The organism is Shewanella sp. Choline-02u-19, assembly GCF_002836205.1.
Classification (GTDB): Bacteria; Pseudomonadota; Gammaproteobacteria; order Enterobacterales; family Shewanellaceae; genus Shewanella.
In genome coordinates, this window is the sequence record NZ_PJBE01000013.1 from 1,854,991 (window position 1) to 1,876,110 (window position 21,120).

Consider the following 21,120-nt stretch of genomic DNA (forward strand, 5'->3'; position numbering starts at 1 on the left):
TCACTATTTGAGCGTAACTTTAGCATGCAAAATCGTAAGAACCGCCCCCCTAAATTGACTGATTGGCGTAAAAGTTTACCGATGAAATTCATGTTCATCCAACTCGCGGTGGCTACAATCATCATCTTAGCCAGTGTTTGGTTTCTTAAGTCTATTGAAATAAATCGACTCATTGATAATCAGCAAACATTGAATATTAATGTCGGTAAAGCGATTACAGCAACTTTGCAGCAAAAAACCAATCGAATTGAACGTTTAGCCGTCTCCATTAGCGCGCTTGGTGAGCTGTACCAGCACAACCCTTCTCTTTTAGACGCAAGTATTCCAGCATTACTCGATCAGTTAGGCCAAGAAGCGGTTATTCTCGGCGGTGGAGTTTGGCCCGAGCCCAAGGCTTTTGACAAAGATAAACGTAAAGATAGCCATTTCTGGGCACGCAACCCCAGCGGGAAACTGCTCAAAGTTGACGATTATAACCAAGACGACAACCCTAATTACTACCAAGAAAACTGGTATATCCCAGCAAAGTATTACCCAGCAGACACGACATATTGGTCTAAATCTTATATCGACCCTTTTACACAAGATCCAATGATTACCGCCTCGGTGCCGATGTGGTCTCATCATGAGTTTATTGGCGTATCTACCGTTGATGTTGCGCTATCGAGTCTCGACGGTTTTTTCAAAACAGCCCTATCTGGACAAAGAGGCTATGTATTTGCACTGGATCAGCAAAATAGGCTGCTCTCATTCCCAAGCCTAGATACTGATCTTACTGAAGAGGGAGTCCTAAAGCGTTTATTTCAACCTTTTGCTGATTTCACCGAGCAATATGAGTCGTTCAAACCACTGCAAGCTAGAATAGATGAAATCGACGCAGAGTTTATGCGCCAAGCCAATATAGACAAGGCTTACACTGCAAAGCAACTTGAAAATGTTACGGCAAATATCCCGCCGAATGAACGTGCCAAACTTACCGCGCTGATTAACCAAAATGCAAAAAACAAACTGCAAAGTGTTCAATTAATTGCCAGCATAGAGCTCGACAATGATCCGCAACTGCAAGAGCCTGTTATTGTCACCGTTTTCTTAATGCCGGGGACTTATTGGAAAATAATCCTTGTGACGCCATTAACAGCGGTAGAAACCAGCGCTAAGTCGATGGCGAGTTCCGTAGGTCTTTATTTAGTGGGCATTCAGATTTTTGCACTGATGTTGTTATTCATTTTGCAAAACAAACTCTTTATTAACCCCATTAGTCGAATGGTGAACGCACTCAACAATAGCAACTCGGCATTAATTGAGCTTGAAAGCAATAATCGAAAAGATGAGATTGGCATGCTCGCAAAAGCATTCAGTTCCCGCACGCACCAATTAGAGATAGCCCTGGCCAGTTTAGATGCCACCAACCTTGCTTTAGAAAAGCAGTTAGAGGTTCAACAGCTAGCACAAGCAGAACTAAAAGAGAGTAAAGAGCAGCTCAATTTGGTATTGAACTCCGCACATAACTTAATATTCATCAAAAATATCAATGGTGAGCTCACACTTGTTAACGATCAATTCTGCCGTACTGTTGCGTTAAATCGAGATGACATTATTGGTGTGAGAGACCATTTAGTATTGCCCAGAGATGTTGCCAAAGTAAATAGCGACAACGATAAGATGGTTCTCACGCAGAAACGAGAACTCAGTTACGAGCAAGCATTCCCAAGTGAAGGCAATTTTCACACCTATTTAGTCACCAAATTTCCAATATTGAACAGTCAACAAGAGGTTGTATCCATAGGCACGATTGCATTTGATATAACTGAAACCAAAAAGCTTGAGCTAAAAAACAAAGCCCAGTTTGAGATCCTCAGGCAAGAAAAGTCCAAAAACATCCGTTTCATTGAAAAATTGGAACAGACCAATAAACGACTACAAGATGAAACGGTACAAGCACGCATACAATCAAATAAGGAGTTTAACTACGAAAAAGTTAAACTTGATAATCAAGCACTATACCCTACCCTAGTGGCAAACCTTGTCAGGCCAATATTTCGACAGCAAGATGAACTCGCAGCCAAGGCTTACCGCTTATCCAATGGTACCCTTAATGCGGCTGATTTTGGTGTAGAACTGACAGAACAGACAGAACGTTTAAGACATTTAGAATACTTACTTTCAGCGCAAGACTATGGGGCTAAGCCAATTGATTTAGTCCAACTATTAGAGCATATCATCGCACTATTACGGCCTAAGTTTGTCGACGCAGATATTGATCTAGAGATCCAAAGTGATAATAGGCTCATCGTAGACGGTATCCATTGGCACTTTTTAATCCTGTTTTATAGGCTCATTAATAACACGTTAACCGATGCGTTTGATCCTCATCAAACGAACAAAAGTATTAAGCTAATTTTGGTGAAACAGAAAAATGAGCTGATCATCACCGTTTATGATAATGGTAAAGGATTTACCACAAACCAGCGGGATGCATTACAGCTGCAAATTACTGAAAATGAAATTCATGGCACAATATCTACATTGTCGGTGTGGTTGCAAAGTGAGTTTAATGGAAAAGTACAATTGCGCAGCTTGCAGGCTGGAGCTCAATATAAAACACAAATCAGTTGCTCTTTATCGCTGACATAAAAAAACACTCATTAGAGTGCTTTTTTATACGCCTAAAGAGCGTCAATCAAACTACATTGATACATCGACAATATAATGACCTTGTATCCAGTTACGGCCGATTAACAGCTTGTAGGTCATTTTACTTCTATCTCGTAGATTAACTTTAACTTTATATTCTTCACCTAACTCGCCAATGTTGAGTTCAACCATGTAGCGGGTTTCACTGCCTTGCGCGTTGCGAATAAGTGATGTTTCAACGATACGAGATTTTACGACCTTAGACTCACCCTTTTCATTCTCAGTGGTAAAATGAATCACCTTACCGACATTTTTATTCATGTCGGTCTCTTCATTTTCAATCTTAAAGTCGACAGCATGTAAGGAGTTTTCTACCGCTCCCGTATCAATACGAGTTTTAAACATCATACCTGACTCAACAATGCTGATCGGAGCGGTCGGGCCAATATACTTTTTATCAGAAACATCCACTACATAGCGGCCTTTGAGCCAATTACGGCCAATGAGCAATTTATAATCCATATGGCTACGATCACGTAAATTAACTCTTACCTTTCGCTCTTCTCCTTTAAAGCCAACATCTAGGTCGACCATATAGCGTGTTTCTGTGCCTTGAGAATTACTGACTGTCGATGTCTTAACAATCTTAGCTTTTATGCGTTTAGACTGACCCGTTGCGTTTTCGGTCGTAAAGGACAACGTTTTACCGATGTTGTCTTTCATGTTTTTAGCACTTCCACCTTCCACTTTAAGATCGACAGCATGTAAAGAGGTATTCACCGCCCCTGTATCTATACGCGCAACATAGGGCAAATCTGCATGTGCTACAAACATATTCGCTGTAGAGCCAATTACCGCCTTATCATTGGCCTGAACAGATAATGAAGTCATCAAGGTCAAGAGGCACCATCCCATTTTTTTTAGCATCGCTATTCCTAAATATAGTTAAGTCAATTTATGGCTTGTTTGAAGTTATCATAGCAAGAAATCTTACCGTTTGGCGCCAAAGCTGTATCGGAAATGATGCTTATCTCATCGATAAACAATTCAATAAGCTTGAATTTTTATCGATAGCACGCCAACCAAATAAATTTAGCAGCTCAAAGCTGACGTTAGGTTGAACAAAGTGTCTAAACAAGTGCTCAGAAGAAATGAAGAACAAATAGCACCAACAACATAGCAGAAAAGACGCAATGGCATACATACCAGCGCTTATGAAAACTCTGTTTATAGAGCCTAACGTTACGATAAAACTGCACACCTAGCCAGACAAGGATAAACGGTACAAAAGGGAGAGAGATGACGAGAGGGAAAAAACCCCAGCCTAAGTCCAATGCATTCTGACTGAATAGGCGCAAAAAACACCAAAAAACAAACAAGCAAAAATAAACAAGCAAATGTTGTCCATTTATAGAGCGCTTTAGATTTTCTAGCATCGAACTCTCAATGTTCATAACTGAACATTAGGCCTTATTGAAACAAGCAACAAGGCTAAATAGAGAGAATTCTGTAACGAAATATAAAATCAATTTGCACTATGCTGCCATGAGCTTAGCAATCTCTTGGTCAAACAAGTTCTTGATCAGGCATGAAAACTCTGTAATGAACAATGTCTGTTCAGCAGTTGCTTTATGCGTCGCCACTCTTGCAAGGATCTCTTCAAGATCATACACAATCGAGTCAACCTCTCTAATCACTATGTTTCGCTGAGCAAAGCTCAAAGACGGGTTTTGACCACAAACCATGATAATTTGAGCTGCAAGCTGTTCTTCAAACAGCTCCATAACCGTGTCTTCAGCCGCTGATTGTTGTTGCGAGTTTTCAAATATACCTAAATGTTCAGTCAAATATTGAACAAGGTGCATATACCCGTCTGTATCGGTAACCATATCCCTTCCGAAATATGCAAAGTGCATAAATGATAAAGCGGCTCAAAAAGAGCCGCAAATTCTTTTGGATAAGAATCTTATCTGAGTTTAAAGTGAAATGATATTGCCTAGATCTATTTCTTGAGGTTCAAAATAAAGGAGACTGGCACCGCTTTACTAATTGCCGACAACCCTGCTATCTCGCGCAACTTTTCAATACCTTGCGTCAAACCGAAGCTGTCTGAATTAACAATCACTGGCATGACACTCGCAACGAGTAGATTAGCGTCAGAAAGCCTAGCAATGCTCACCGTAAAGGGGAGACTCACTTTCTTGCCGTGTAAGTCCACCTGCCCATCAATCGTGGCGATTTTTGACTCTCCAACGGCAATACTATTAAGCAGCTTCTTATCTACTTTGGCAGATAACGTCAGCTTGGGGTATTTATCAACGTCAAACAATAACGACCCCATACGTTCGTCTCTTATCTCAACTTGGGTATCAACACTCGCAAGAGAAATGGTCAACTCAAATTCGCCATTATCATTGAGCGTTCCCGCAATGGTTTTAAAATGGTGAACTTCGGCGATATCGCCTTTTTTAATCGAAATGAAATTGACGTTTGATTCATCATTTGTCACTTTCCAGCTTGCTGCTGACGTGACAAACGATAACGGAATGAGTAGTAATCCAATTATTATATTGTTCATGGTTGCTCCCTCTAGAAAAATAGTGATAGATATCAATATGCAAAACAACATCAGCTGCTAATTTAGCACAAGCGGTTACCTCACACAGTAAATTCTAATTTCACAGTATGTGATTATTTTAGTACATGGGGCGATTTTGCTGCCGTTAAAAGCAAAAATGCCACTTAATGAAGTGGCATTCTTACTAATAAATGACTACGGGGCTAGTCTATCTCGCTGCCATTGACCATCGGCTGATTTAACATAAATAAATCGATCATGCAGCCTGTTCTCGCCGCCCTGCCAAAATTCAATACTTTTTGGTTTAACGATGTAGCCTCCCCAAAACTTTGGCAATGGAACATCGCCATTGGCAAACTTAGCCTTCATCTCGGCGAATTTAGTTTCCAGTGCTTTCCTGGCTGAAATCGGGCTAGATTGCTTGGAAACCCATGCCGCAATTTGACTGTCTTTTGGGCGAGACATGAAGTATTTCACTACTTCCGTCTTTGATAATGGTTCGGCTATACCGGTTATCGCCACTTGTTTTTCTAACGTATGCCAAGGAAATAGCAAGCTTACTTGTGAATTATGAGCAATATGCTGCGCTTTACGGCTCTCAAGGTTGGTAAAAAACACAAAGCCATCATTGCCAAATCTTTTAAGTAAAACAATCCGCTGAAACGGCTGACCACTTTCATCCACAGTGGCAACTGACATTGCGGTTGGATCTTTTATCTCTGAGTCCTTAACCACTTCTAGCCAAGAAGTAAAAAGGTCCATCGGATCATCAGGCACATTCTCACTGTGCATCTCTCCTAGAGAATACTCTCGCCTGATATCGCTTAGCTCTGACATCTATCAATCCTTTCATATTGCATGCAAAAAGAAGTACTGCAGATATTCATGTAAATACCTGTCCCAATAGCTTACTTAACTTTGCCGTTAGAATCAGCCCAAACATGCAATAATTCAAGCCCTAATGTGGCACCTGCCAATGCAGTGATCTCAGCACTATCATACGCTGGTGCGACTTCCACCACATCCATACCAACGATGTTCATACCATTCAAACCACGAATGATTTTCATCGCTTTATCGCTCGTTAGACCACCACATACAGGTGTGCCTGTGCCTGGCGCAAATGCAGGATCTAAGCAATCAATATCAAATGTAACGTACATCGGCATATCGCCGACTCTTTCACGGATTTGTGCGACGATTTGCTCAGCACTTTGATCATTCGCGGCGCCTGCATCAATCACTTTGAAGAGGTGGTTTGATTGATCGTACTCCGTTCTTATACCCACTTGAATAGAGTGTTCTGCAGCAATAAGGCCCTCTTTCGGTGCGTGATAAAACATCGTACCGTGGTCATACTTACTGCCTTGGCTGTAAGTGTCAGTATGCGCATCGAAATGGAGTAACGCCATTTTTCCATGTTTTTTATAGTGAGCACGTAGTAGCGGTAAAGTAACGAAATGATCACCACCGAAACTCAATAGCGCTTTACCAGACTCAACAATTGCCGTAGCAAAATCTTCAACTCGCTTAGTAAAGTCAGCAGAGTCACCACAGTCATAAACCAGATCACCGGCATCAACCACTTTAATGTGATCACTTAGTTTAAATTTCCAAGGCCAACGAGACTCTTCCCACGCTAAGTTAACGGAGGCTTGACGGATTGCACCCGGTCCCATGCGGCCGCCTGAACGTCCTGTGGTTGCCATATCGAAAGGCAAACCTAACACCACAACATCTGCATCACTCTCTAATGGCTTAAACTCTAATGGCAATCTTAAATAGCCAAACGCATTTGAGTAAAGCGAGTAATCAGGTTTGTCAGCGATAGTAGTCATAAAAGCTCCGTAAAAGGTCTAAATTCACAATATATGAGCTGTTAACTTGTCGCTAGCAGCTTGAATGTAATGTTTATAATTAAAATAATTAGTTGTATTAAGCTGCAGGTCACAACGAGCTACTTCAATATGTTCAGGAAAGCCACTCGTGCTAATTTGTTGATTAACACCGATCACATCCCAACTACGGGGGTGTAAGATATTTAACATGGCGGTGAATATATTGAACGCATACAGCTCAAAGTTCAAGTTCGTTTCAATACTGACATAAGCACTTTGTGCTTGAGGTGTAATATGAACGGTTAAGAACTGTTCGCCATTCAAACCATTTACTGAGTAGCCACAAGGATCGAAAAGGTGATCATCAAAAATGAAATCGGGTAATAATGCGTGTAGATTGAGCAGGCTCAATATCATCGGCTTGATTTGATGGGGTTGACGAAGGTAATCAGCGACCTCGCCTTTGATATGATACATCAACAAACTAGTGCTACTGCTGAGTTTTTCAGTCATTTCGCTGCAAAAAAGATAATGGTGATGGCCATCTAAATGACCCACACGATATGCGGTTCCGCTTAGCCTAGATTGTAATTGTTTAGCGTCATCTTCAAAGTGTGTAGATTGAAGGTGAGACAAAAACTCGCTCTTTCTCTGATAGTTAAATGATGAAATATTATCTGCACCGATTTCATCAATCAAAAAAATGCCAGCTTTAACTAGGTTGGTATTGCCACATGTAATGAGTAATAGTTTGTTATCCCAAACAAAAAGGCTAGATTCACTTAAGATATAAGCATCACAGTCGTCATTTGACATGACGGAAAGAATATCTGCTCCTGCTAGTGTAAGTCCACGATCCCAGAACGCACGTTCATAGCTTCGTAGTGAACGAACTCCACATTTGACTCGGAGCTCGATTTTCTTTTCTGAACCTTCAAAAAACATCTAGCTACTCTTTTTTGCGTAAAAAATAAGACCAGCGCTGAGTACACTCAACACTGGTCTGATAAAACTCAACATCTATCTAAACGATCAAAAATCTTCTAGATACGTGTACCCTTTTAAGCCTAACTGCAGCTCTTCAAGAATACTACTGCGCTCATCTTCATCAATATGCTTATTAACTAATTCTTCGTAAGTTCTCATAAATGAAACCGCTTCCAAATTCACATACCTAAGCACATCTGCGACCGTGTCCCCTTCTAATACCGAATCAATATTAGTGCGGCCATTTTCATCAATTCGAACCACTGCAGAGTTAGTATCGCCAAATAAGTTATGCATGTCGCCTAAGATTTCTTGATATGCCCCGACTAAAAAGAAGCCTATAAGGTAAGGGCTTTCTTGCGTCCAAGCAGGTACTGGCAGCGTGGTTTCAATACCTTGTCCATCAACATATTGATCAACAATACCGTCAGAGTCACAGGTAATATCAAGCATTACCGCGCGGCGTTCAGGTGCTTTATCTAATCCTGAAAGGGGTAATACCGGAAAGACTTGATCAATCCCCCATGCATCAGGCAATGACTGAAACAATGAAAAATTAACAAAGAACTTATCGGCTAACTTTTCGTTTAACTCATCAATAACCGGACGATGGAAACGATATTTCGGACTCATGCTGCCTTGTAACTCATGGCATACACGCAAGTTAATTTGCTCTGCCCAGGCTCTATCTGCAAGGCTCAGTTGTCCTAATGCAAATAGAGAATGCGCTTCACTAAGATCGCTTTGACAGTCATGGAAAATTTCGATTAATGCTCTTTGATCCGCTTTACCACTCACTTCAGTCCAAGATTGCCACATATTTTGTAGCAATTGTGGTGCATCATCGCTTGGAGGTAAGATGTTTTCCGGCTTATATGACTCAGTACCGATAACATCTGTCAATAATACCGCGTGATGTGCGGTTAAGTAGCGGCCAGATTCTGAGATAATCCTCGGCATCGGCTGCTCATATTCTTTACACATATCATTAAGCACGCTAACGATATTGTTAGCATACTCAGTTAAACCGTAGTTCATCGAGTTTGCGCTTTGACTACGGGTACCGTCGTAATCAACCGCCAGCCCACCGCCAACATCAAAGCACTTAACATTGGCGCCTAGTTTCATTAATTCACAATAAAAACGGCCGGCTTCACTTACGCCTTGGCGAATATCTCGAATATTGGCAATTTGCGATCCTAGATGAAAATGCAATAACTCTAATGAGTCCAACATACCTGCATATTTCAATTCATCGATAACTTTGAGAACTTGTGCGGCTGACAGCCCAAATTTAGACTTTTCGCCGCCACTCGCCTGCCACTTACCTTTGCCTTGAAATGCTAAACGCACTCTTAAGCCGAGTCTCGGCGTCACGCCAAGCTCTTTAGCTTGTTCTAGCACCACTTTAAGCTCAGACATTTTCTCAAGCACAATGTAAACCTTATGCCCAAGCTTCTCGCCAATTAATGCTAAGCGAATATATTCTTTGTCTTTATAACCATTGCAGATAATCACAGAGCTGGCTTTTTGAGCCATTGCAAGAACAGCCATTAATTCAGGCTTACTTCCCGCCTCAAGCCCTAATTGCGGCACTTCTTTTTCAACCTGACTCGCCAAGATCTCTTCAACAACCGTTTGTTGTTGATTCACCTTAATCGGGTAAACTAATAGATAGTCAGCTTCATATTGGTACTTTTGAATCGCCTGATTAAACGCCTGGCACAGACTATTAACTCTGTGATGAAGGATCTGTGGAAATCGAACTAAAACAGGCAGAGCAACGCCCGCTTTAACCATGTCTTTGGCAAGTTCATTTAACCCAATTTTACAATCAGGACGACTAGGATCTGGAGAGGCTGTCACTTCTCCCTCATCACTAATACCATAGAGCCCTTGGCTCCAATAGTTTACGTTGTAACTTGCACGTGCATCATCAATAGACCAATTGCTCATATTTTCCTAACCTGCCTATTTAACCTATATAACGTCAAACAAAGCCCATTGCTCCATTTAACCATCTTATTACTCTGTGCCATTCACGAAAAAATGACTAACTCTATGTCCTGTGCTGCTGCACTTACCGCCTTTACGCGCACTAAAATCTGACGTTGCTAGCTGATAAACATAGCATGTAAAACGCGTGGGTTGAATTCATCACTGCGTTTTTGTCGGTGGTAACCTTGTTAAACACCGAGCAAACATTACGTATTATTAACGCTATTTGACCGTGTTTTTTGGGGCGCAATTAAACCTTGAGGAGTTGAATAAATCAAGCTTAACCTTAAGGATCTAAGCAAAAATATTCGTATCGCTTGACCTAACGGACCAAACCATGACCACAACAACAAAACGCCCCCTAAAATGACCTCATTTATTCAGGCTAAATCACATCTTCTCTGTATTAGTGCATTGTGACTAAAGCATATTGAAATGAATTCCACTATAATCGCTGCAGAAGTTAGTTGTCATAGTTAAAAAGTAGAGAGAAACATGATTGAGATAGGCAAACCCTGCAAGCTCGAAGTTGTCAAACAAGTTGAATTTGGCGTTTATTTAGATGCCAAGGACTTAGGTCAGGTGCTGCTCCCGAGCAAAGTCGTCCCGAAAGAGTGCCATGTCGGCGATATGGTCAACGTGTTTCTCTATTTAGATTCTGAAGACATGGTTATTGCAACGACTAAACGTGCATTAGGACAGGTAGGCCAGTTTGCCTTTTTGGAAGCAAAAGTGAATGGTCCCTACGGATGTTTTCTTGATTGGGGATTAGACAAAGATCTACTGCTACCTTTTGGCGAGCAACATCGTGAAATTGAAGAAGGTAAATCATACCTTGTCTATATCTATACCAGTCACGTTGATGACCGCATTGTAGCCTCCTCTAAAGTCGATAAGTTCTTAGATTTAACAGAACCTACTTATGAAGACGGTGAAGAAGTGAGTCTTATTATTGGTGGAACCACTGATCTTGGCTTTAAGGCGATAATCAACAATGCACATTGGGGTGTACTTTATACCAATGAAGTCTTCACTCGTCTTAGCTTTGGTCAAAAAATCAAAGGCTTTGTTAAGCGTGTTAGAAGCGATGGTAAAATTGATTTATCTTTGCAGAAAGGCGTCAAAGAAGAGTTAGATCAACATTCAACAACCATCTTGTTTAAATTAAAACAAGCTGGCGGTTTTTTACCTCTCAATGATAAAACAGATGCTGAAGTCATATACTCTCAACTTTCTATGAGTAAAAAAGCCTTCAAAAAGAGTATTGGTGGCTTGTATAAGAAAGAGCAGATCACTATCTCACCCGAAGGGATCCGCTTAGTCGATTAATATCTGACTGTGTAGCCTGTATAAACGGCTATAAATACAGCGATTATAGGTGATGTAAGTTAAACCACCTTTGCATTGAAGCATGGCTCTGTTATAACAAAGCCATGCTTTTTTATTAAGGGATCAAAATGGAACTTACTCAACATGAAGCACGGATTATTGGTGTGCTACTCGAGAAAGAGCTCACCACGCCTGAACAGTACCCTTTATCTCTCAATAGTTTGACGTCCGGTTGCAATCAAAAGTCTAGCAGAGAACCCGTGCTTAACTTAAGCGAATCAGACGTTCAAAATACACTCGATAGCCTCACAAAAAAACGCCTAATTTCAGACCAATCTGGCTTTGGTAGTCGAGTACTCAAATATAAGCACCGTTTCTGTAATACTGAATTTAGTGATTTGCGGTTAAATCCTGCGCAACTGGCCATTGTTTGTCTGCTATTACTCCGCGGCCCACAAACACCAGGAGAATTAAGAACGCGTAGTAATCGATTACATGAATTTGGCGACGTAAGTGAAGTTGAACATGCACTAATTGAGCTCGCTCGCAGAGAAACGCCACTCGTTGCTCTGTTAGCCAAAGAGCCCGGAAAAAGAGAAGCACGTTATTGTCAGCTTTTCACCCCCTGCATTACAAACGTAGAATCTAGCGCCTTATTGCCTATCGAAGCAGTAAAGCCTGACAATTCACAGCAGGGACTGAGCGACAAAGTCGCTAAGCTCGAAATTGAAGTCAGTGAGTTAAAGATACTGGTACAACAGCTTCTGGCAACACAAGCCGATACCGAGTTAAATAATCATTAATCCACAATAGCTCACCAATGATTAGCGCCCGTCAGTTCTGGTGTTAATCTGTTAGCCGTTTTAATTCCACATATTAAGGGAATAGTTTGGAAAACAGTAAACACAGCAATGATTTGCGCAATACGCTTTTACTTGCCCAATTTGAAGTCAAAAAAATGTTATTCAACCCTAGAGGGATGATTGCGCTTGCCGCTTTTGCTCTCGTTTGGTTACTTATTTTGCTCTATCCAATCCGCGGAGCATCAGAGTTTTTAATCACTCCCCACTACAAAGATCTTATCGAAGGCATATTTGGGCCGGACGTTGTCAGTGAATTGTTCAAATGGTCTGTCGCTGAATTGGCTATTTATTGGATTGCAGCGCTGTACCTTTTTCCAATGTTCAGTATCTTTATTGCAGCTGATCAGTTCTCCTCTGACAAATCTCGCGGTACATTCCGCTTCTTAACGCTTAGAACCAGTAGAGAAAGTATTTTCTTCGGCCGTTTTTTAGGCCACATGACAATCCAAACAATTTTAGTTTCTTTAACGGTGTTAGCCACTATTGCGCTCGCAGTGAGTAGAGAAACAGCACTATTAATGCCCGCTATAACCAGTGGCATATTGGTTATCGTCAACCTTGTTATAGTAATTTTACCCTATACCGCATTAATGGCGATACTCTCGCTCTATGCAAACTCAGCGCGTCAAGCAACCATATATGCCATTCTTATTTGGGCTGCAATGTCGATAACAATCGCTGTCATCAATAACTTCCTACCCATTATTAGTGAATTAAAATGGATCCTTCCAGGCTCTCAGATTTCATTAATGATTAACACCCAAGGCTTAGGCAGCTTTGCATATGCTCCTGTGGCTTTATTGCAAACAATAGTGCTTCTGTTACTAGGACGTATATATATCAAACGGAGCGCGCTATGAGACTCATTGAATGTAAAGGTTTATCGAAATCCTACGGCAGTAAACAAGCATTAAGGCAGGTTGATCTTAACTTGGAAGCCGGAGAGCCGATTGCTTTAGTTGGACCCAATGGTGCGGGTAAAACCACGCTATTCAGCCTTTTATGCGGTTATATAACACCGACTGATGGCGAGGTTAGTATACTGGGTCATACGCCGGGAGATAGCGCACTGCTTGGACGTGTCTCTTCTCTACCTCAAGATGCCACTCTTGATCCTAACTTTGATATCCTGACTCAACTAATGCTGTTTGCTACTTTGCAGGGTTTTTCTAAAAGTGACGCTAAATCGGAAGCCCTTAGAGTCTTATCCTTAGTCGACTTAGCCGATTGTGCCTCACAAAAGCCTAAATCATTAAGCCACGGTATGGCAAAACGAGTCGCTATCGCTCAATCATTAATTGGTTCGCCAGAATTAGTGTTATTAGACGAACCGACTGCAGGTCTTGATCCCGCCAACGCCAAGAAAATTCGAGAATTGGTTAGAACGCTTTCAAACAAGACAACCTTTATCATCAGTTCACACAATTTAGATGAACTTGAAAAACTCTGCGGACAAGTTTTGTATCTAGAGCAAGGACAGCTAACCCAATCAGTGTCCATGAATGATAACTTACAAAATCAGTACATTACGCTAACGATGCAGCAGTGTGATGCCGATAAAGTCGTTGATGCTGTCATGGCACTACCTGACATAAACTCAATTGAGAAAAAACAACATAACGAGTTTTTGATAAAGCATAATAGCGAAGAGGATTATGCCATTGAAAGTGCCCTATTCGCGTTATTCAAGCATAATAACTGGCAATATAAAGCCATCCTCAAAGGACGAACCCTTGAAGATAAACTCTTCTCTTAATAAGTGACTCGCTGAATAAATGGTCTAATGAATAATGATCGCACACCACTGGTACCAAGCAAGGTACCAATGGTGTTTTCAGTGTCCATTGCCCCTGTCCCGCCACTAACATCACTTTCTACAATACTTCAAACTGCATAATACTCTTTACCCAACATTGCTTAACCCGCCAAATAACCAAAGTAAGCAGTGCTCTCCATTACATTGATTGTAGATAATGGTGGTCCGTGAAAAAATCCATAACACGGAATAATGCTCAATCGATAGTCACCATTAATGCCTAGTACTTAGCTTAAGTATTTAAACGCCCTCCGAATGAACGGACACTTAATGCAATCGCTATCAATCGCCTTGCAGCTGGCAAGCGGATTGTGACTGAAATAACGAAAACAGCGTAGAAAACTAACATCCACCCATAGAGTCGTACGATGGTACTTTTAGGCTAGTAGCGTTTATGCAAGCAAGACAGAGCATGTTTTGTGTTTAGGGGCGTAACTAGATTAGGTAAAACGGAGTGATACTGAGATTTACATTTTATTGCGGAATTAAGCTGGGAATGAAATGTTTTTTAAAATACAGAAAAGAAAAAAGAGCCGTGATAAATCACGGCTCTTCGGAATTTTTTTGCGATTAGCTAGATGCTAATCAAGCTGGTAACTAAACTACAGTTACGTTCTCAGCTTGTGGGCCTTTTTGACCTTGAGTAACAGTAAACTGAACTTTTTGACCTTCGTCAAGAGTTTTGAAACCGTCAGAGTTGATAGCGCGGAAGTGTACGAATACATCTGGGCCAGACTCTTGCTCGATAAATCCGAAACCTTTATCAGAGTTAAACCACTTAACAACGCCAGTAACTTGAGACATAATATTGAATCCTGTAAATATAAATTAAAGCCTTAACGGCGGTAAAGCTGGAAAATGCCGGTTTACTTAATGTTAACAGGACGAACATTGTCGTATTGAACACATAAAAATAAGCCCTAACCTTCAAGCTGCAAATACTATAAACCATTCTCATGATAAGTCAACATACATTAATGACTAAATTTGTAGTATTTTTAAGGCTCTATCTTCGCCCTGAAAAATCTCAAACTGAACTAACACGTAAAACTTATACAACTTATTAAAACAAAGACTTAAACCATGAGCACTGACTTTTACGCCCTATACTAGTGAGCTCTAAATACTTCTATCTTGAAATCTAATTCACACTCAAATCCTGAGGCTGATAACTCCAGCTTTTGTTCGTCTGTAAGCTTCCAGTTATAGGGTGTCATTTGCAAAAAGTGACGAATATCGTTTTCGTCACTCAACATTAGCGTACTTTCAAGGCGCTTTTGTTCTAATAATGTAAAGCCTTCAATGGTCGATGGCTCTTGAGTATGCTCTTTGGGTGTCTCATATATGAGCTCCTTCAGTGCAAAATGATGTCGCGGCCCAGCACATACGGTTATCAAAATTCCGCCAGACTTTATCACTCGTTTAAGTTCCGTATCTAATGAAGGCGCATAGATCCTCAACATGAAGTCGAAACTATCATCAGAAAACGGCATATCAAAAGCGCTGGCGACACTAAAAGCAATATTGGGGTAACGTTTTGCGGCATACTTCAAAGCTGATTTACTGATGTCTAATCCGTACAAGGTAAAATCATCACCTAGCTCTTGTGCTAAACGATTCGAGTAATACCCTTCGCCGCAACCAATATCAAGACCATATTCAGCATCATTAAGATAAGCCTTTGCCAACAGATTAACATTATCGCTTAGCGCTTGATAATAACCTTTATTCAGGAACTCTCTTCGAGCAAACATCATCTCTTTGTTGTCACCAGGATCACTAGACTTCTTCTTTTGAACTGGAAGTAAGTTTACATAGCCTTCTTTCGCACAATCAAATCGATGATTAGACTCGCAAAACCAAGTTTTGTTCTGCAGCATTAAAGGTTGTTCGCATATTGGGCAACGGTAAATCATCAATCATTCTCCAATGCAAATGAACTCTCAGTATCATCTGCCATAAGTTGTTCTACAATTTTATTTAGCTGTGGTGGCGCTAATAGTTGATAGCTTTCAAGCTTTCTCATCAACATATCTTGGTTAATATCAACGTTAGCTGCTCGATACAAGTTTGGTCGCTCGATGAGTTGAGAATATAGCCGACTGAGTAACTGCCTTTTTCTTATCAATTGAGCATCTAGTTGACTTATATCGTCATTGGCGTGCTTTAAAAAACCTTCGGCAGCAAAGTGTTTTAAGTCGTAACAAATACTGTCTAACTCGCTAATTTCGACTAAAAGGCTTTCAGCATTGGGCTCTAAATCCATTGAACGAGCAATAATGTGTTTCGCTCGCTGGATCTCTCTCGCGAAATTACCTAATCGAAAATCTGCTTCTAAAGGGATTAACTCCCATTTTACAGGACCCACGATATTGAACTGGCAGCCATTACCGATACTCACTGCGACGAAAAGCCCTTTTCTAAGCTGCTCCGCACAAAGTCTAGGCGAAATGCCCAGCGTTGAAAATAGGCGCCAGCCTTGACCAACGCTACGATTAAGGATTGCATCAGATGCGGCATATTCATTCGCTTCGATAACATCAAGCGACAAGTATGGATGAAGCCGAATCATCAGTGACATTTTAGTCGCTGTAACACTTACAACAACGACTTCAGCAATAGGGCCAGATTGCAGCTGCAATACACTAAAGTTGCCAAACTGTTCAGACAAAACGAGTTTTAATTTTGATTGGTGGTTAATTTCGATTATTTGCGGTTGGATTAACAGCGGTTCAAGCATACAACACCTCATTGACGTAGACGTATTGTACTTGCTATAGAGGCTAGGTTCCAGTGATCAAACTGGCGTGAATTCAACCAAATAAGGCGCTATTACGTTGAGGTTAAGACTATTGAACTAAGGCAATGCTATGATGAAACCACTTAATAGAAGTTAATTGCCATGATTTTATGCCTTCAAAAACACAGAAGCGCCCTGTACACTTGCCTTCTTTATTCCCTTGCCTTGCGACGCGTTCGTTCAATGATCTCATAAACCAACTGATATCCATGAGTCTTCTGCGATATTCAATAATGATAAAAGGGCGTATCTTCCAAGCTAACTTGTGTTGAACGGGGTCTACCTCCTCAAACATCCAAAATACCCTCATGGGGAATAACCAGAGCGGCACCACCAAAGGCAACGGCTGCTGCTAACCCCAAACCCGCTAATTTTTGAGATAAATTCATAATGAGCTCACTTGAAATATTGGCCTTAGTGCAACCATGTTCAAACCGCTAAACCTTGAAGCTGTATTTCATGATTAATCCCCTCTTGATAGATGATTTTTAGGTCTAACTTTTGAGCCAGGGCCAACTCAGCTCTTGCGCCAAATGATTGCCCCCACCCATTGAGCAGATAAATTTCGTCGCAACACATCATCATGGCTAAACCAATCTGCATGTATTCAGGCTCACTTAACCCTGGTGGTAAACTTGCAGGATTCAGCACCACGCGACCTAATACATGAAGATAGTCAGCGGCCAAGTGGAACCTTGTTCGATTACAATCAGGTAAGCCCGACATAGGCCCAGCAATATACACTTTGCGTTTAATCATCTCAGCACCAAATTGCAGGTAAAAAAAATGGCTCCTAAGAAGGAGCCAAACTAGTGAACTAAAAGGTATTCATAATAAGCTTACATAAATCTACCCATTTTTAAGGGAATTAAAAAGGCACTAACTTACCGAAAATAGGTAAACATCGACCTAAAATGTTAAATCCCACGGCCTCACTAGGTTTAGTTATCAGTTAAGTGATTTAACCTAAGCAATTAGTTATCGGTTAAGTGATTTTTATACATGCCCACCAATAAAAAAGCATTATCGACACACCCTATTGTAAAGAGGGATCTAATCGCATATACCCAAAGTACGATTCCAGCCGCAACAATAGAAAAAATCCAGAACCACACAGGAAGAGATAACCAAGAAGGTTGAAACAAACCATTGATCATCCTGTCATCGATACTGCTGTCTAAAAGGACTTGGAATGCATGTAAAAATATCACAGTACCTAAAAAACCAAATAAGAAATACCTACTAAACTGATAAATGTTGTATGGGTATATTGAGAGTTTTATAAATTTAAATTTCCTATATGAACGGTTTAACCTAAAAGAATTCTTTTTCTTAGATAACTCAAGACACTTTCTAGCTTTAGGATATAAATCAAATGCTTTACTCGGGTTTTCAAACTTAAGTAACCCGTAGATTTCCTCATATGAAAGCTCACACTTGTATATTGAGCTAAAAATTTTCTCAACCAAATATCGTTGTTTAATGCTAGGGTTCTTGGGGTTTTTACTCAATACAGAGTTAACGATTTCAAGCTTCTTGAGATTGATTTTGTGCTTTTCAAAATGGAGAAATGACAAAAGCTTAAAAAGAGGAAAGGCCGCGGCTAGTATAGCCCCCACAACGGAGAAACTTAGCAACGAAAAGTCACTGGATAATACTGAACTCGGCATACCTGCATATCTCGATTAATTTTTAACAACACCTATAAGATCAAAAGTTGATCTATACGATCCCTGTAAAACAGTTCATAACACCAATATATTAGAAACAATTTACGACATAATATCAATCGGTTAGTTAAATTATAAATCTCGATATTTAAGTGGCTTTAAACTTGGCTATAAAACAACAACCAACCCCAGAAAATTCTCACATGTAGTGAAGCACTGCGCTTCGCCGTCCCCGCAGTAAAGCGAGCCCGAAGGACCCGCTACAAAACAGGTTAAGGAGTATTATTATACTTTACGTACCAACCTGAAGATAAAGGTAGAGTAAAATCAATTTCAGTTTTTAGATCTCTATTCGCTTTGATATGAATTTGAGGGTTATATTCATAGATAGTTTCAGGATTGAACACGTAAAGCATCTCTTGCCCCTCACCTGTCATCCACATTGACCATACTCCAATGTATAATCGACATTCCCCTAATGGCTCTCTAATTAATATGCCATCGGCATCTAAGTCAACTAGAAGACCATCAATTTTTTCGATATCTCTTTTAAATTGTTTTCCATATTTACTTAAGTTTGCCCACTTAAAATCATAATCCATACTAGAATTATCAGACTTAGATTGTAATGCTTCATTACTATAATCACCGACTTTATACGCCCACCTTTTAAAGCTACCATTTAATAGAGAGCATGATAATTCAGATAACTTTTCAAATTTAGGCCTATTCTCATTGAATTTTTTAAAAAGTTCATCTTCTTGCACTTGTCTTGTGCAAGCTGACAAAAAAACTAATAAGATTATAGATATAATAACTCCAACGTTTATTTTCATTATTTATAAACCCCAAACATTATATTTATTTTTATTTTTATTTTCATTTTCATTTTCATTTTCTTAGGATGAGTAATAAAAGTTTAATATTATCTATTAATTACTAGCATGCTGCTGACGATAACAGTATTGAACAATTCCACTCTGTACTATGCACCACACAGTTCCAACACTTCCATTTCCAGCCCCGCCATTACCAACGAGCCCGATTCCCCCTCCATTAGCGCCACCGGTACTGCCGCTACCTGATGGACCACTATTACTGATTGGGGTGCCTTTAACTGACGTGCTTACACAAGAACTATTACCTTTTTCTGACGAATTGGAATCAAAAACCTGCTTCTTGTAATCCCATCCTTGAGCAACCATTTCAGGATCACCTACATTATCTCCAGTATTTAAAACAAATTTTGCATAACTTGCATATGCACCAACTGGATTTAACCCATGATCTTGGAGCCCTTGATACGATGCTGATGCTCTCTCGGTAAAATTTCGACTAAAGCCAAAAGCGGCCATCCTGAGTCCATGCAAGAAATTACCATCGTCGGCATTTCCATTGTAATCACTTTGCCCAGACTTAACATCATATTTGCCTGCAGTCTTGTGATCTTGGTACATAGACCAATATGCCATAGCTTCCGCAACAGGAGCCGTATACTTTGATTTCCAAGATGCATATTCAGCTTGAGTAGTTCGTATGATATCTGAATAATTCATTTGCGCGCCAGATACCTGATCTACCGGTGCTGGATTTGGAGGTCTATTTTGATCTGTACACTGAGCGAGATCAGTTCCTGGAGAGCTTGCATAAAAATTAGTGGAGCTGCTGCTAGGTGCTGACACACGTGTCATCATTCGGGCTGAAGAACTTGACCTTTGAGACATTTGGTTTGAACAATCTCTACATCACTCCGGTTCTACAGGAGGAAAAGAAGACTTACTAACTAAAACGTCTATCATAACAATACTAAAATCGGATCCCTCTGTTACATTTAATATATCAAAGGTGAATTTATTTTCTCTGCTACCGGTATTAGGTATTAAGTTTAACTTAACCTCAGTTTGACCAACTAAACTTAAGCTATCTGAAATAGTAGAATCTTTTATTGAAAATGACTTTATCTTAGTTCCATCAATTCGGTATAAATCAGTCGAGTAACTAACCTGACTATAAACACCACTTTCTCTTCTTGGTTTTTTAAATTGAAAAATTGTTTTATTTGGGTTAAGCCCTTTTAAGATTACACATTTAGTACGGCTACCGTTACCTCTATATGAATCAATAACATCGCTCTTTACTATTTTTTCTTGATACCCATAGATATATGAGCAAGAAGCAAACGCACTACTATTAAATAGAAATAATATAAATAATATAAATAATGAACACTGCAAAATATACTTCATTAACATCTTCCTTTTGTTATCGCTACAACTCATTAACAACGCCCATCCAGAGCGATACATCTGTTAACTGATAGTGACACTACATAAGGAATTAAAATAAATCAAACTAATTAGAAAGTATTTTGATAAACAAATTTTAATTAACAGAGTGCTATCTCAGCCTTTCGCAAAAAAATAATAGCCAGCCATTAAAAATCAATAACATAACTAGCTTTCAACCCAATATCAACGATTGACGTCTATCAAAGAAGTACTTGAACCATTTTCAACAGAGTGGCGCGAATAAATGCCGGAAAAGAAGTGAATTAACAGAGATTAGTAGGTTTTAAGAAAACTACTAAGCCACCTATTTTAATAATCA

The 21,120-nt window shown here is 40.0% G+C and carries 20 protein-coding genes; 5 read left to right on the plus strand and 15 right to left on the minus strand.

All coding sequences use genetic code 11. The features are described from left to right. Positions 1-24: 24 nt before the first annotated feature. Positions 25-2,634 (plus strand): PDC sensor domain-containing protein, encoded by a 2,610-nt coding sequence (locus CXF83_RS14770; RefSeq protein WP_101091205.1) that lies wholly within the window; start codon positions 25-27, stop codon positions 2,632-2,634. Between the two features lie 51 nt (positions 2,635-2,685). Here the strand turns inward: CXF83_RS14770 and CXF83_RS14775 are convergent, their stop codons facing one another. The 7 genes from CXF83_RS14775 to speA form a co-directional block, all read right to left on the minus strand. Beyond that, positions 2,686-3,561: a putative ATP-dependent zinc protease gene (locus CXF83_RS14775; RefSeq protein ID WP_101091206.1), complete on the minus strand. Its 876-nt coding sequence runs from the start codon at positions 3,559-3,561 to the stop codon at positions 2,686-2,688. Between the two features lie 608 nt (positions 3,562-4,169). Next, a complete protein-coding gene (locus CXF83_RS14785; RefSeq protein WP_101091208.1) occupies positions 4,170-4,523 on the minus strand; it encodes a DUF3802 family protein in 354 nt (117 codons plus the stop codon). 113 nt (positions 4,524-4,636) lie between these two features. Next, positions 4,637-5,212: a YceI family protein gene (locus CXF83_RS14790; RefSeq protein WP_101091209.1), complete on the minus strand. Its 576-nt coding sequence runs from the start codon at positions 5,210-5,212 to the stop codon at positions 4,637-4,639. A 195-nt stretch (positions 5,213-5,407) separates the two neighbouring features. Then, complete coding sequence (pdxH, locus tag CXF83_RS14795; RefSeq protein WP_101091210.1) at positions 5,408-6,049, minus strand: pyridoxamine 5'-phosphate oxidase; 642 nt, start codon at positions 6,047-6,049, stop codon at positions 5,408-5,410. A gap of 71 nt (positions 6,050-6,120) precedes the next feature. Beyond that, positions 6,121-7,050, minus strand: coding sequence for an agmatinase (gene speB, locus CXF83_RS14800; RefSeq protein WP_101091211.1), 930 nt, complete (start codon positions 7,048-7,050; stop codon positions 6,121-6,123). A 24-nt stretch (positions 7,051-7,074) separates the two neighbouring features. Beyond that, positions 7,075-7,995 (minus strand): adenosylmethionine decarboxylase, encoded by a 921-nt coding sequence (locus CXF83_RS14805; RefSeq protein ID WP_101091212.1) that lies wholly within the window; start codon positions 7,993-7,995, stop codon positions 7,075-7,077. An 87-nt stretch (positions 7,996-8,082) separates the two neighbouring features. Then, positions 8,083-9,993: a biosynthetic arginine decarboxylase gene (gene speA, locus CXF83_RS14810; RefSeq protein ID WP_101091213.1), complete on the minus strand. Its 1,911-nt coding sequence runs from the start codon at positions 9,991-9,993 to the stop codon at positions 8,083-8,085. A gap of 537 nt (positions 9,994-10,530) precedes the next feature. On the opposite strand from speA, the gene CXF83_RS14815 reads away from it, so the two are divergent. From CXF83_RS14815 to CXF83_RS14830, 4 genes are all read left to right on the plus strand, one after another. Beyond that, on the plus strand, positions 10,531-11,364 hold the full coding sequence (locus CXF83_RS14815; RefSeq protein ID WP_101091214.1) for a CvfB family protein: 834 nt from the start codon (positions 10,531-10,533) through the stop codon (positions 11,362-11,364). Between the two features lie 128 nt (positions 11,365-11,492). Continuing rightward, positions 11,493-12,167, plus strand: coding sequence for a YceH family protein (locus CXF83_RS14820; protein ID WP_101091215.1), 675 nt, complete (start codon positions 11,493-11,495; stop codon positions 12,165-12,167). A gap of 155 nt (positions 12,168-12,322) precedes the next feature. Beyond that, positions 12,323-13,087, plus strand: coding sequence for an ABC transporter permease subunit (locus CXF83_RS14825; protein WP_145992417.1), 765 nt, complete (start codon positions 12,323-12,325; stop codon positions 13,085-13,087). Beyond that, on the plus strand, positions 13,084-13,983 hold the full coding sequence (locus tag CXF83_RS14830) for an ABC transporter ATP-binding protein (protein WP_101091217.1): 900 nt from the start codon (positions 13,084-13,086) through the stop codon (positions 13,981-13,983). Before CXF83_RS14825 ends, CXF83_RS14830 begins: the two co-directional genes overlap by 4 nt. A gap of 657 nt (positions 13,984-14,640) precedes the next feature. Here CXF83_RS14830 and CXF83_RS14835 read toward each other — a convergent pair. The 8 genes from CXF83_RS14835 to CXF83_RS14875 form a co-directional block, all read right to left on the minus strand. Beyond that, positions 14,641-14,847, minus strand: coding sequence for a cold-shock protein (locus tag CXF83_RS14835; RefSeq protein ID WP_012155714.1), 207 nt, complete (start codon positions 14,845-14,847; stop codon positions 14,641-14,643). A 305-nt stretch (positions 14,848-15,152) separates the two neighbouring features. Continuing rightward, positions 15,153-15,959, minus strand: a complete 807-nt coding sequence (gene rlmA, locus CXF83_RS14840) for a 23S rRNA (guanine(745)-N(1))-methyltransferase (protein ID WP_101091218.1) — start codon at positions 15,957-15,959, stop codon at positions 15,153-15,155. Continuing rightward, positions 15,959-16,783 (minus strand): hypothetical protein, encoded by an 825-nt coding sequence (locus tag CXF83_RS14845; protein ID WP_101091219.1) that lies wholly within the window; start codon positions 16,781-16,783, stop codon positions 15,959-15,961. The genes rlmA and CXF83_RS14845 overlap by 1 nt, the downstream gene beginning before the upstream one ends. Positions 16,784-17,272: 489 nt before the next feature. Next, positions 17,273-17,602, minus strand: coding sequence for a DUF4406 domain-containing protein (locus CXF83_RS14855; RefSeq protein ID WP_101091221.1), 330 nt, complete (start codon positions 17,600-17,602; stop codon positions 17,273-17,275). A 215-nt stretch (positions 17,603-17,817) separates the two neighbouring features. Next, the gene (locus CXF83_RS14860) at positions 17,818-18,513 is read right to left on the minus strand and encodes a hypothetical protein (protein WP_101091222.1); all 696 of its coding nucleotides are present in this window, start codon (positions 18,511-18,513) and stop codon (positions 17,818-17,820) included. Positions 18,514-18,785: 272 nt separating this feature from the next. Further along, positions 18,786-19,349 (minus strand): hypothetical protein, encoded by a 564-nt coding sequence (locus CXF83_RS14865; RefSeq protein WP_101091223.1) that lies wholly within the window; start codon positions 19,347-19,349, stop codon positions 18,786-18,788. A 96-nt stretch (positions 19,350-19,445) separates the two neighbouring features. Beyond that, positions 19,446-20,069, minus strand: a complete 624-nt coding sequence (locus CXF83_RS22550) for a hypothetical protein (protein ID WP_157822910.1) — start codon at positions 20,067-20,069, stop codon at positions 19,446-19,448. Between the two features lie 189 nt (positions 20,070-20,258). Next, positions 20,259-20,759 (minus strand): hypothetical protein, encoded by a 501-nt coding sequence (locus tag CXF83_RS14875; RefSeq protein ID WP_101098017.1) that lies wholly within the window; start codon positions 20,757-20,759, stop codon positions 20,259-20,261. Between the last annotated feature and the right edge of the window lie 361 nt (positions 20,760-21,120).